Here is a 13,927-nt window from a genome sequence, read left to right on the forward strand (position 1 = left end):
CACACTTAAATATTAATACCCGGGGTTTTGTTGTAAATTTGAATTGGTATTTAATTCCTCTAAGCCAATAGGAAATAATATTGTATGATTTCCCTGTGGTGTGTGGTTATACCAACTTTTTGTTTGATATACTCCAAAACGAATTAAATCAGTTCTTCTTCTTCCTTCTGCAGCAAACTCCCAACCTAATTCATCTAAGAATCGACCATATTGAACACTTGATTGATCTCCTGGCTGACTAATAGAACCATCCTCAGCTAATGTTCCATAATTAACGGTAGTATCTCCTAACAATTCTGTTCCTGTTACTGCTGCTGCTTCAGGGGTTTCAAAAGACCTTAACCTTACTTCTGTAACAATCTGTGCAGCCGCTTCACTCTTCCCCGTTCTTAACATACTTTCAGCCTTCATCATTAAAACATCCGTATATCTCAGGAATGGAAAATCATTATTTAGAGATGATGTTGCACCCGACTCTATCTCATACTTTCCTACTCTATATCCCTGTGTAAATTCGCAATAATAAATACTTGGCATTTCTTTGGTTAATGTCATTATCACACTACCATCAGCTGCACTCAACTGATCACCAATCAACCAAGTATCTCCCAGTCTCTTATCATCAGCATGATAACTATCTATAAATTGAGGATTACAACTTGAACCTCCCCAAGGTTGCGATTCCATTCCAAACACTTTTCGATGATCTGGCAATAACATTTTCATATGGGCACTAAATTGTCTTGCGTATATCTGATCGTATGGAATAGCAAATACCATTTCACTGTTATTTTCATTATGCGCACTAAAAATATCACTATAACTTTCAGACAAACTAAATAGACCGCTATCTATTATTCTGTCGCAAACTTCAATACATTTCGCCCATTCTGCAGTCCCTTTATAGACTTCAGCATTTAAATAAACCTTTGCTAAAACATGGTTTGCCGCCCAGCTTGTCATTCTACCATAAGTTGATTGATCAACATTTTCTGGTAATAGCGGAATAACTTCTGTTAGTTCACTTACTATAAAATCATATACTTCTCCTCTCGTGTTTTGTACAGGTAACTCTGATCCATAATTTGATATTATTGGTACATTACCATGAGTATCTATAAGCATAGAATAATATAAAGCTCTCAATGCTCGCATTTCAGAAATTATAGAAATAGACTGTTCTTCGCTTACAGGTAATTGACCTGACTCAATTTGTAAAATCACTCGGTTTACACTGTTTATTCCATTAAAACAGGTAATCCAAGTATTTCTGGGTTGCCATTGCGTTTTATCCCAGGTATGAAAATGCATTCTTTTATAAGTACCACCATCATCCCATCCATTTGGCCTGGTTGGAGTGATTATCATGTCTGCAGGTTCCTCCTGCAAATCAAAATAGCCTTGCCAATCCATAACATAGCGTAAAGGCGTATAAGCTGATGCCATTACAGCTACTATATCAGAATCAGCCGGAACAAAAGACTCTTCAGTTACTTCCGAAAAAACTTCCTCGTCTAGTTTTGTACAGTTAAAAAGTAAACTATTACTTATTGCAATTAAACCTATATATAAAATCTTTATTTTAAAGAAAGATAATTTATTAACTATTTTTTTCATTTCTTTTAATTTTAAAGTGTGAAATTAATACCGATTGAAAATGTTCTCGTAGAAGGATACTTATCCCTTTCATCGTTTCCCGGAGATAAACCATCTCTGTTTACTTCAGGATCTATACCTTTATACCCTGTAAATGTTGCCAGGTTTAAACCTGAAGCATAAATTCTAAAACTATCTGCGAACTTAAAGGTAGATTTTGGAAGTGTATAGCCAATAGTTACATTATCAATTTTTAAGAAATCGCCATCTTCCACGTAGTAACTAACATAACGTTGCACATCATTTAACACTGCTTTACCATATACTAAATCATATGCTGAATCTAAGGTATTATAGCCTATAGTAGGATTTTCATAATACATTCTGGAAAAGTTTAAAATCTGATAATCGAAAGCTCCTCTAAGATTAACATTCATATCCCAGTTTTTATAGCGGAAGGTATTGTTCCAACTAAAGTAAGACTTAGGTAACCCATTACCCAATACCTGTCTATCTTCGGTGGTAGATTCTGTAGCTGGAATTAATCTACCATCAGGAGTCTCAATAATCCAAATTCCATCTTCAGTAATATCTACACTTTTTAATCCGTAGAAATTACCTATAGGCTGACCTTCCTGAACGCGGTGTGTCGAAACCTGTATTGGTTCACTCGCATAACCTTCATCAAAAAAATCATTAGTTAATTGAAACTCATCATTAGATAAGGAAACTATCTCATTTGTATTTGTAGAATAGGTAAGATTTGCCGTCCAGTTAAAATTTTCTGTTTGTACAGGAGTTACATTAAGTAAAACTTCTAAACCTGAATTTTTAATTTCAGCAGCATTCGCAACAATAGACCCATAAAAATATGGTGGTGTAGGAACGCTATAATTCATTAAAGCATCTCTAGTCGTTCTAATATAATAATCTAAGGAACCACTTATACGATTTTCAAGAAAACCGAAATCTAAACCAAAATTAAATTCCTCCTTCTTTTCCCATTTTAGATTTGGATTCGCATTTCTTGTTGGAACAAGCTCTCTAATCCATTGTCCGTTATATAAGAAATAATCTTCGTATGTCAATCCACTCAAAGACTGATAATTATTACCAGCGTTTATACCTGTAATACCAAATCCAGCTCTTAACTTTAAATTATCAAGCCAATCCACATCGTCCATGAACGATTCGTTATTAATACGCCAACCTAAAGAAACACCTGGAAAATATCCCCATTTATAATCCTCTCCAAATCGGGAAGACCCTTCTCGCCTTAAACTTGCCATTAATAAATACTTATCGTCATAATTATAAGTTACCCGGCTAAAAAAGGCTATTAATTTACTAGAATTCTTATAACTCCCCATACCGGCTTCTCCCTCAGCTAAACCAACACCTGAACCTATATTATTGTAAGTAAAACCATCTGTTGGGAAACGTCTGTTAGTTGCCCAAAAACCTTCATTTACATTATCTTCATAATTATAACCTAATAAGCCTGTTACTTTATGATTTCCAAAATCTTGATTATAATCTAAGGTAAACTGACCATAATTCCCTCTATAATCATCTGTTCCTCTGGAAGCAAAACCATCTTGTCCATATTTAACTGTTGACACATGGTTCTTGGTCTGATAAAACCCTCTAATATTAGAATTAGCTTTTCTGGTATATAACCCTTTTATATTAAAATTATCATTAAAATCATAACTCACACTTGCATTAAAACGAAGGTTTCTATATCTATTTTCCCCTATGGTTTCCTGAATATATCCAACAGGGTTATCATAAAAATACACATCACGTTCAAACCAATTTCCGTTTTCATCTTTTACAGGTTCAGTTGGGTTTCTTATAAGTGCTTGTCTATAAATATATGTATTAAAACTAGTCCCATCTCCCAATGCATTATATGTCTGCTCACTCGCAACAAACCCCATATTGGTTTTCAGTTTATTGTCGAACATTGCATGATTAACATCAACTCTTCCGGTTATTCTTTCATTATCAGATTTTAAAAAGATTCCTTCTGCATTTCTATAATTTACAGATGCTGTTATATTGGTGGCATCGCTACCTCCTCTAAAAATAACATTATGCATTTGGCTGTAGGCATTACGTGTAATTTCGTCTACCCAATCGGTATCAGCTCCAAAATCATCAAGATTTGCTCCATTAAAAGAATAACCTTCATCAAATTTTTCTCTTAACTCTGAAGCATTTAAAAAATCTAAGGTATTCGCAATGGTAGAAATAGCTCCAAATCCATTATACTCTATTGTTGGCTTAGTTGTATAATTTCCACTTTTTGTTGTAATAATAATTACCCCATTTGTTCCTCGTGTTCCATAAATTGCAGTAGCAGATCCATCTTTTAACACATCAATAGAAGCTATATCTTCGGGAGCAACGGTATTTAAACTTCCTGGCACTCCGTCTACTAAAACTAATGGATCAGAACCTCCCAAAATAGAAGAAATTCCTCTTAATTTAATTTGAGAATTACCTGTTGGATCACCAGATGGAGTAGATACTGTAAGTCCTGCGACTTTTCCTTGCACTAACTGGGCAGCATCTTTTACATTCCCCTGTACAAAATCTTCCGATTTAACTGTAGCAACGGCACTTGTAACATCTCCCTTCTTCTGAGTCCCGTAACCTATTACTACAATTTCATTTAACTCCTCAAGATCTTCTTTTAATACAACAGTTAAATCTGTTTCATTTTGAACAGTCATTTCCAAGGTTTCAAACCCCATATATGAAAATATAAAAATTGGAGTTGAAGTGTTGGGATTAATTTCAAAATTACCATCAAAATCTGTAATAACCCCGTTTGATGTGCTTTTTTCCTGAACAGACACACCACCTAAAGGGATATTGTTTACATCTACAACTTTACCTTTTATCGGCCCTTGGGCAAATAATGTAAGTCCTAAAAAGAAGAATGTTAATGAAAAAAATTGCCTCTTTGTTAGCAATCCCTTCCTGTAATAACAAAAACAGTTTTTAATTAATTTCATAATACGATATTTTGGTTTGTTTATTTTTTTGTGTAAAAAACACACTGTAAACCTATCCTAAATAATATCGTAACAGAAAGTTAATATTAGCTAATTATGGGATTATATTAACATGTTATCTTAAAAAACAAAAAATACCTTACATAATTAACATAAATACCTTACTTCCATTATAAAAAAGGAGCTAAATTAAACTAAATATAATAAACTAGAGATAAAAGAAGAATCAAATACTTTAAGACAGCGGAATGCGATGCTCCCAATCCCAGGTCTTACTATCTGGCCTTGAAACCAGAACAAGTTCATTCACCTCAAACTCCCCGAAGTAAACCTTATCTTGAAACATATTCATACTTTTGAAAAGCATATCAGTATCCTTTGCTAAAGAAATTGTAATATGTGGTGTTCCTGAAACTTTTAAAGACTTTAATTTTCTATGAAAATCCCGCACCCACAATATCTTAATTTGAGTTAGCAACTGTTCGAACGCTTTAGATGACCTAACCTTAAGGAGAACAACTAAAGCTTTGTCAAAACTACCTAATCCCTCTAAGAACATTTTAAATTTCAAGTTATCAGATAAAGATGAAAAGTACTTTATTAAAAAAGGTTCATATTGCACATCCATTTTAAACTCAACCAAAGTAAGATGCGGTTTGGATTTTGAATATTTCTGAACACCAAAAACATCTATAAATTGTTTTTTAAAATCAAGAACGTCTTCATAAACTGGACTTGGTGGTACTATACGCAGATTGTATGTTTTTATTTCGAACATTTTTATTTTTTATAGACAGCCAAAATATACTAAAAAATGAATATCCTACTCCCCATCCACAATCACTTTAACCGACTTACTGCTGTCTGCCTGCATTTCGAATGCTTTTTGTAATTCTTTCAATGGAAAATGATGACTTACTATAGGCGACAAATCCACTTTACCTGAATCCATTAAGCTTATAGCTTCCAGAAAATCTTCATTCTTATAAAATAGTGAGCCTTTAATTTGAAGTCTTTTGTACACCATAAGATTAGGATTTAAAGTCACTTCATTTCGGTAAATTGCCAGGATGGTTAATTTACCATCGGGAGCGAGAAGTTCCATACATTGCGCCAGTAAGGCACTCACTCCGGTGCATTCAAAAGCCGCAGTTAAGTGCGGTAATTTCCCCGAATAATCCAAAGCCATAACACGGCCATAAGTTTTCGTTACCATTTCCTTTAAATCTCCATCTGTTTTCGGATTAAAGGTATATTTAGCCCCCAAAGTTTTTGCGAGTTCCAGACGTTTATCACTAATATCTGATGCTATGATATGCTCCACCCCTTTGCTTTTAAGTCCGGCAATAGTAACTAAACCAATAGTACCACAGCCAGACACTAAAACCTTATCTTCCGGAGTGACACCCGATTTATTAATGGCAGCCAGCCCAACGGAGAAAGGCTCTATTAAAGCGCCTTTCTCACTATTTATAGTATCCGGAATACGGTACACATTATGGTTTAATTTAGGATGTTCTATTTTTACAAACTTAGCAAAACCGCCGGGTTTAAGCCCCAGGCCAATCCCCTGATACATAGGATTAACAACTACGCGATTTCCAACCTCTAAACCTTCGACCTTATCACCTACTTCAATGAGTTCGCCACAAAATTCATGACCTATTACCGAGCCTTTAGGAATAAGACCTTCATGATAAATATGCAAATCGGTACCACAAATCCCTGTCATTTCAACCTTTATAATAACACTATCTGGAGTTAACTCTGGCATATCCTTATCTACCACACGAATGTCATGAATATCATGAAATATTCCGGAAGGGTTTGTCTGTTTCATAACTAAATAAGATTAAAAATTTAAAATACTTTATTTAAACAAAAATCACTTTACAAATATGATTTTCATAAAGTTAACAATTTAAATACTGAAAACAGAAGAAATTCAAACAGCCTTTCCGATATTAACCAAGGTTTAACAATATCGTTTTTTCTTAACAATGCTTTAAATTAGTAACAAAAAACCCGCTTCAACCTATATTGAAGCGGGTTTTAAATGTATTCATTATGGTCAACTGATGAACCTTAGTTCATCACCTCATATGCGCCATCTTCTGTAATGGTTTTCCAAGTATCGGACCTAAAAGGGGATGCTGGAAATCCTTCTTCATTATACAAATTGCAATCGCCAGCATCGTCGGCCCATCCATACCTAATGGCAACAGGATTTGTTACATTATCACAGTAAACAACCACCTTATTATCCTTGATATAAGCTTTGGCATAATAAAACTTTTGATCTTGTCCTGCAAGCTCAAATCCTTTTACATAGCCATATCGGTCTGGAGTCATCAAACCACTGCCCGTATGCTCAAAAGTAACGGTAACCTGATTACCGTTCACTGTCATTGATTTATAAATAGGACTTTCACATACTATATTTTCACCGTATACATTGTGAAGAGCAATTGCCGATAATCGTTTACCAACATCTTGTTTATTTGTTGGGTGAATATCCTTGGCGTTACCAATATCTGTTGTGACACACATCGCTGTATTTGAAACGGTTTGAGCCGTGTAAGACTGAGCTTCCCTTAACTCGGCCCAACGACTTCCGCTATTGCTGTTTCCATTAAACTCGTTAAAGCTCGATAATTGCACAAAATAAAAAGGAAACTCACCTTGTCCCCAATGCTGTCTCCAATCGTTGATCATTAAAGGAAAACTGGTTTTGTACTGTTCAGCTCTATGAACATTTGCCTCCCCTTGATACCAAATAACACCCTGGAAACTATAAGGCATTAACGGATTCAACATCGCGTTGTACAATAATGAAGGATAATTATTAGGTGAAAATTCATAACGTACATCAATTACGTTAAACTTCCATGCCCCAGCCAAAGAAATATCAATATCACCAACCGTAACTTTCAAATCTGCAGGGTCTCCATAAATTCCACCACCCCCAACATAATCGGTTACTTTTACAGCCACCACATTGGTTCCTGCCTTTAAAACACCTTTATCTACACTGTACTTTCTACTTACGTCATATTGACTGTTGCTCCCCACTTCTACGCCATTTACATACGTAACATCAACATCATCAACTTTTGCCAAATTCAAAATAAAAGGCTTACCGGCCAAATGAGCTGGTACTTCAAAGGTTTTTCTAAACCAAACAATTCCATCCATATTTGGCAATTGTTGGTTTTCCCATGCATCTGGAAGCATCATTGTTGGCCAAGAACTGTCGTTAAACTCTAGAGTAGTCACTTTGCCCAACTCTTCTTCATTTAATATTTTGCCTTGGATGCTTTCAATTTTCTTGGCAATAACTGCCTTTTGCTCTTTAATGACACCTTCCAAATCAAGGTCTGGTAGATTGGAAATATACTCTCCAAATTCATCACTTTTTGACAACCCTTCCTTACTAGTCCATGTTTCCACACAGGTTCCTCCCCAAGTGGTATTGATCAATCCAATTGGAATATTCAATTCTTTATACAGCTTTTTAGCAAAGAAGAAGCCCACGGCCGTAAAATCCCCAACATTATCACGATTGGAAACCGTCCAATTTCCTTGTTTTAAATGCGCCTTTGGCATGGCACCCATATCCTGTGCCACCAAAAACTGTCTGATTTGAGGATAGTCGGCGTCATTCATTTCCTGTTCGGCATTGGTAACACCACTCACAGCAAACTCCATATTGGACTGCCCACTGCAAATCCATACTTCTCCAACCAAAATATTTTTAATTTGAATGGTATTCTTACCCTTAATAGTCATGGTGAATGGCCCTCCAGCTTTTTCCGCTTTTAATTCCAAAGACCATTTTCCATCCTTGTCCGCTTTGGTTTTAACTTTTTGTCCGTTAAAGGATACTTCTATTTTTTCGTTGGCATCGGCCCATCCCCAAACAGGAATAGGTTTGTTGCGTTGCAAGACCATGTCATCTGCAAACAGTAAAGGCATTTCAACCTTGGCATAGCCAAAAATGCTCAACAACAAAATAAATGGCAATACAAACTTTTTCATGTTCCTTGGTTATTTTTTAGTTTCAATTTTAATTACAAATGCTTTATCATCGATCGTTTCACTTGGTGTGGTCAACTTCAGTCCTTCTTCTTCAAGTGAAAAAGAAAGATCTTGGTCCGATCCTAAAATGCTCACTTTTTCAATGGAAAGTCCATCTTCACCTAACACGTTTGACGTTACAGACGATAAGGTAATTGGCGTATCATTACCGGGCCAGCCCAGTACAATGGCATAGATAGTATTTCCTTTTTTGGTGTACCTCACATCCTGAGCTGTATAGGTTAATTTATCCAAAAACATCCCTGATTTCTCCTGCTTGGTTGGTCCTTCCCCGAACACTTTCCACGTTGAAGACCCATAAATAGCCTCTCCGTTGGTGTTCAGCCAATCCCCAATAGTCAATAAAATTTGTTGTTGGTTTTCTGGAATGATGCCGTTTTCCATAGGTGAAACGTTCAACATCATTGCTCCATTTTTACTCACAATATCCGCTAACAGATCAATGATCTCATCGGCTGTTTTCAAACCTAAATCATGTGTGTAGCTCCAACTTCCTACAGACACCGTTTCATCGGTTAACCAATAATCTTCCGTAATCTTGTTCATGCGGCCTTTTTCGAAGTCCTCTACACTCACCGATTTTGGTAATTCTCCTTCTTTATGCGTAATGACCACTTCTTGGTTACGCGCTAACGATTGATTGATATAATAGGCGGCAAATTCTTCTTTATAGGAGTCCGGAATTTTATCAAGCTTGCCGTCAAAATAAATTAAATCCGGATGGTAGTTGTCAATTACTTCTTTTAATTCTGCCAACCAATTGCTGTAAAACACCTCTTTTTCAATATTTCCATATAGAATGCTCAATTCAGGATCTTTAGAGGATGTTGGCATGTTTGGATTGTATGGAAAGTACGAAGTGTCATCCAACCATTTTGTAGAATCCTGCTGAAAAATCTGAAGGTTTCTGGCCTTGTGGAATGAGGTAACAAACTTCATCCCCTTTCCGTGAATAGCTTTACCCAATTCTCCAACAATATCACGATGTGGACCTTTATCCATAGAATTCCACGGATTGGTTTCACTATCCCAATTGGACCATCCATCGTGATGTTCGGCTACGATTCCTGCGAACTTTGCTCCGGATTTTTGAAATAAATCGGCCCAAGCTTTGGCGTCAAAGTTTTCGGCCTTGAACATTGGCACGAAATCATGATACCCAAATTCTGATGGTTCTCCATAGGTTTCCACGTGATGTTTGTTTTCAACGCTGCCTTCAACGTGCATCAACCTAGGATACCAATCGTTGGCAAATGCCGGTACAGACAATACTCCCCAATGGGCATAGATTCCAAACTTCGCCTCACGGAACCATTCCGGAGCTTCCTGATATTTCGCCAAGGAATCCCAATTGGCGGCATAATGAGATGTTGAAAGGTCCTCTTTTTGAGGTTCCTTTTTACTGTTGTTACATGCTGTAAACACAAAGATAAGCACCAAAAGGCTGATGCTTATCTTTGTTAATCTAATATTATATGTTTTCATTTCTTAGTTCTTTGTTATCGCATCAATGATATCCGGGAAATATTCTTCTCCTGTAGATCTGTTAAATAATCCCATCTGGTGATTATCAGGATATCCATTATCCCAGATTACTGGTACCAATCCGTGATTTAAAGCTGCTTCTGTTGTTTTTTGGTAATAGTAGGCCCTATATGTTTCTGCACCTTCAACTTCACCTCTGTAACTCGCACCATATTCTCCCAGAATTACGCCAATACCCTTATCCACAAAACTAGTCTGCATTTTAGAAAATTGAGTTTCCAACCAATCTTCATCACCCCATCCAGAAGTTGCAGAAAGATCTGTAGCAATGGCTCCCCATTGCCAAGCGTTATCATTGCTTACATCTAATGTGAATTGGTACGGGTCATAATAGTGCACTTCCATCAACATTCTGTTTTCAACAGTGTCATTAGGAATCGTTGCAAAATTAACCGTGTGGTCAATGTTTGTATTAAATCCCTGAACCGTTAAGTAACGGTAAGCATTTTTACCACCAGTAGCCCGAACTGTAGAAATAAAAGTTTGGTTAAAACTATTTTGAACGGTGTAATATTCTTCCGTTGGGGTTCCGTAATCCCCTTCCACCATTACTTCGTTAGTCCCTGCAAATATCAAATGATAATCATAATCTCTAAAATGAATGGCAATCTGCTGCCACATTTTTGCCAATCGATCGTTTACATAATCTTGTTCTCCATAGGTAGGTTGCATCCAGCCTCCATCCCAATGGATATTAATGATTGCAAACATATCATTATCCAACACATAATTCACGACTTCTTCCACCCGTGCCAAACCAGTAGCATTTATAGTATAATCATCATCACCCTCTTGGATATAATTACTCCACGCTATAGGAATTCTAACAGTATTGAATCCTGCTGCTTTAACAGCATCGATAAGATCCTTATTGATTACTGGGTTACCCCAGGCGGTCTCTCCTCCTACGGCATCCAAAGCATTTCCAACATTCCAACCTAAGCCCATAAAATCGGTTAATTCTACTGAAGTATAATTACTCATTCCTCTGGAATCTGGTTCTAAAGTCATTACAGTTCCTAACTGAAAAACTTTTACCTCAGTAATTTTATCAGCAGATTTCACTTTTATTACAGCAGTACGCTCATTATCGTGATGACAAGCTTTAGAACTAACAGTAACACTACCATTTCCCAGATTCGTAGTTTTTGACAAGGTCAACCAATCTGCTTCCGTACTTACGCCCCATGCAATATTTGGTGCCGCCGAAACGGAAAACGTTTCTTCCCCTCCTGCCGATTCAAAATTGAGTTCAGTCGTACTTACTGAAAACACACTTTTTCCTATATCATCATCACCATCATCTCCACTGCTACATGCTACAAATCCAATGGTTATAAAGAGAAACACCTTAATTCGAAGTAATAGATTAAATGCTTTCATAGCTGTTGTAATTTGAAATTATTGAATTTTAATATTTTTCGTTGCTAAAATATTTCTGGAAGAATTTCCCACTCGAATCTGGTAATTCCCTTTTTCTACTTCCCATGATTTGGCCTCAACATTATAAAATGCCAACTCTTTTACAGGTATTTGAAGAGTTACCACCTGTGAAGCCCCTGCCTTAACCTCTACTTTGGCGAAGGCTTTCAATTCTTGGGCTGCACGCTCTACTTTAGATTCTGGTTTAGAAATATAAATCTGCACCACTTCCTTACCATCAACCGCACCGGTATTATTTACAGCTACTTGAACAGAAATCGTTTCATTTTCTGTGTAAGTCTCTGCATTTGTTTTTACATCAGATATTGAAAAGTCTGTATAAGACAATCCATATCCAAACGGATAAAGCGGCGCCACATTTTTAGTATCGAACCAACGGTAGCCTACCAAAATCCCTTCTTCGTATTTTACCACATCATCCCCAGGGAAGCTGTTAGTGGCATGCGCCGGAGAATCTTTTAAAGCTACTGGCATCGTCCAAGGTAATTTACCCGAAGGGTTGATATTGCCCAACAACACATCTGCCAAGGCATTTCCACCTTCTGAACCGTTAAACCAGCTCCATACCAAAGCTTTGCTACTTTCGCTCACATTTTTAATATCGAAAGGCGCTCCGGCAATCATCACTATAATGGTGTTAGGATTTACCTCCATAACTTTTTTAATCAATGCTTCCTGACCAAATGGTAAAGCTAAAGTAGCTCTGTCGGAAGCTTCAGTTTCATAATCTCTGTTCGATCCTCCAAAGAAAATCACCAAGTCTGAAGCTTTGGCTGCAGCCACCGCTTCATCCACTAGCTTTTGATCCAGCTCATTAATCGTTACCGGACCGTTAAGCGTGATATCTCCTAGTTTTGCTTTTTCGTTATTGGAGTAACGCTCCAAATACCCTTCCGCATAGTTGATTTCAATACCTTCTGGCAATCTGTTTTTCAATCCTTCCAAAGGTGTTACCTCACGCTTGGTTTTTACACCGGCTCCAAATCCACCCAAAGCATTTTTCTTGGTAGCGTTGTTTCCAATAACCGCAATGCTTTTCAAACCTTCGGTTTTAATTGGCAACATATTGGCATCGTTTTTAAGGAGTACCACAGACTCCGATGCTATTTTATAAGCATCTTCAAAATGTGCTTCGGTATTGATGCTTCCGGTAGCACGCCCCTTATCGTCCATGCTCTTAAGTGTGTACATTACCTGCATGATTCTGCGTACGGATTTGTCTACCTGAGCTTCGGCAACTTTTCCTGATTTAACTGCTTCAATCAAGGCATCTGCAAAGTAAAATTCATTGAATGGTTTTGGTGTTCCCATTTCAATATCAGTTCCATTTTCCAAAGCTTTTTTGGTATCGTGAACGGCAGCCCAATCGGAAATTACGATTCCTTCAAAGCCCCATTCATCACGAAGGACTTTGTTCAACATATAGTCATTTTCGCATAGGTAATCACCTCTGAATTTATTGTAGGCTCCCATAAAACTATAAGCATGGGCTTCTTCCACCGCCGCTTTAAAAGCCGGCAAGTAAATTTCACGAAGGCTACGCTCATCAATTTGAACGTCTACAAAATCACGATGGGTTTCTTGGTTATTGGCCGCATAGTGTTTAACACAAGCTGCTACATCATTTTCCTGAAGCCCAACGATAAACGGTACCGTCATTTTTTTATTCAAAAACGGATCCTCGGTGAAGTATTCGTAAGTTCTTCCTCCAAGCGGTGTACGAATAATGTTAATGGCAGGCGACAACAACACATCCTTATCTCTTGCGATGGCCTCTTCCCCTACACTGTTTCCAAAAACATAACTCAACTCAGGATTCCAGGTTGCTGCTACCCCTCCACCCGCTGGGTAGTACGTCGCGAAGTCATTGTCCCATCCCGCAGGAGCCCATGAATCTAGTGAGATTTCTTCTCGAACCCCCAACGGCCCATCGGCCATGGTCAATTCTGGAACTCCCAAACGCTCCACGGCAGCAGTTGCAAACATGGTGCTTCCGTGCAGCATGCCTACCTTATCTTCCAAGGTCATTTGTGCCATCAACGAATCGATTTTAGCATCAAATTCGTGGGTGATTGGGTTCCCTTTATACGTGGTCTCTGCGATGGGTGTCTCAGCGACTACCACCTCAGATTTCTTTTCTTCCTTACATGAAGTTGTCAATAATGCTGCTGCAACTACAGTGGTATATATTAATTTATGTTTCATAGGTTATATCAATT

8 protein-coding genes are annotated in these 13,927 nt (G+C 37.3%); all 8 read right to left on the minus strand.

Annotated elements, in window-relative coordinates; all coding sequences use genetic code 11:
• Positions 1-12: 12 nt before the first annotated feature.
• Positions 13-1,446, minus strand: coding sequence for a RagB/SusD family nutrient uptake outer membrane protein (locus tag I3217_RS04250; protein ID WP_435048489.1), 1,434 nt, complete (start codon positions 1,444-1,446; stop codon positions 13-15).
• Between the two features lie 182 nt (positions 1,447-1,628).
• Complete coding sequence (locus I3217_RS04255; protein ID WP_435048490.1) at positions 1,629-4,622, minus strand: SusC/RagA family TonB-linked outer membrane protein; 2,994 nt, start codon at positions 4,620-4,622, stop codon at positions 1,629-1,631.
• A gap of 235 nt (positions 4,623-4,857) precedes the next feature.
• On the minus strand, positions 4,858-5,400 hold the full coding sequence (locus tag I3217_RS04260; RefSeq protein ID WP_435048491.1) for a 2'-5' RNA ligase family protein: 543 nt from the start codon (positions 5,398-5,400) through the stop codon (positions 4,858-4,860).
• Between the two features lie 45 nt (positions 5,401-5,445).
• Positions 5,446-6,462 carry a zinc-dependent alcohol dehydrogenase gene (locus I3217_RS04265; protein WP_435048492.1) on the minus strand — a complete coding sequence of 339 codons (1,017 nt, stop codon included), beginning with the start codon at positions 6,460-6,462 and terminating at the stop codon, positions 5,446-5,448.
• A gap of 245 nt (positions 6,463-6,707) precedes the next feature.
• Positions 6,708-8,660 (minus strand): sialate O-acetylesterase, encoded by a 1,953-nt coding sequence (locus tag I3217_RS04270; RefSeq protein ID WP_435048493.1) that lies wholly within the window; start codon positions 8,658-8,660, stop codon positions 6,708-6,710.
• 9 nt (positions 8,661-8,669) lie between these two features.
• Complete coding sequence (locus tag I3217_RS04275) at positions 8,670-10,205, minus strand: alpha-L-fucosidase (protein WP_435048494.1); 1,536 nt, start codon at positions 10,203-10,205, stop codon at positions 8,670-8,672.
• A 3-nt stretch (positions 10,206-10,208) separates the two neighbouring features.
• Positions 10,209-11,648: a cellulase family glycosylhydrolase gene (locus tag I3217_RS04280; protein ID WP_435048495.1), complete on the minus strand. Its 1,440-nt coding sequence runs from the start codon at positions 11,646-11,648 to the stop codon at positions 10,209-10,211.
• A gap of 18 nt (positions 11,649-11,666) precedes the next feature.
• Positions 11,667-13,913: a glycoside hydrolase family 3 C-terminal domain-containing protein gene (locus tag I3217_RS04285; RefSeq protein WP_435048496.1), complete on the minus strand. Its 2,247-nt coding sequence runs from the start codon at positions 13,911-13,913 to the stop codon at positions 11,667-11,669.
• Positions 13,914-13,927: the final 14 nt, after the last annotated feature.

The sequence above is a fragment of the Formosa sp. S-31 genome, assembly GCF_051172795.1.
Taxonomy (GTDB): Bacteria; Bacteroidota; Bacteroidia; order Flavobacteriales; family Flavobacteriaceae; genus Formosa.

Excerpts from the sequence above, each read along its gene's own strand:
- I3217_RS04285 (WP_435048496.1), bottom strand. The coding sequence starts at position 13,913 with ATGAAACATAAATTAATATATACCACTGTAGTTGCAGCAGCATTATTG.
- I3217_RS04255 (WP_435048490.1), bottom strand. The coding sequence starts at position 4,622 with ATGAAATTAATTAAAAACTGTTTTTGTTATTACAGGAAGGGATTGCTA.
- I3217_RS04250 (WP_435048489.1), bottom strand. The coding sequence starts at position 1,446 with ATGGCATCAGCTTATACGCCTTTACGCTATGTTATGGATTGGCAAGGC.
- I3217_RS04265 (WP_435048492.1), bottom strand. The coding sequence starts at position 6,462 with ATGAAACAGACAAACCCTTCCGGAATATTTCATGATATTCATGACATT.
- I3217_RS04275 (WP_435048494.1), bottom strand. The coding sequence starts at position 10,205 with ATGAAAACATATAATATTAGATTAACAAAGATAAGCATCAGCCTTTTG.
- I3217_RS04270 (WP_435048493.1), bottom strand. The coding sequence starts at position 8,660 with ATGAAAAAGTTTGTATTGCCATTTATTTTGTTGTTGAGCATTTTTGGC.
- I3217_RS04260 (WP_435048491.1), bottom strand. The coding sequence starts at position 5,400 with ATGTTCGAAATAAAAACATACAATCTGCGTATAGTACCACCAAGTCCA.
- I3217_RS04280 (WP_435048495.1), bottom strand. The coding sequence starts at position 11,648 with ATGAAAGCATTTAATCTATTACTTCGAATTAAGGTGTTTCTCTTTATA.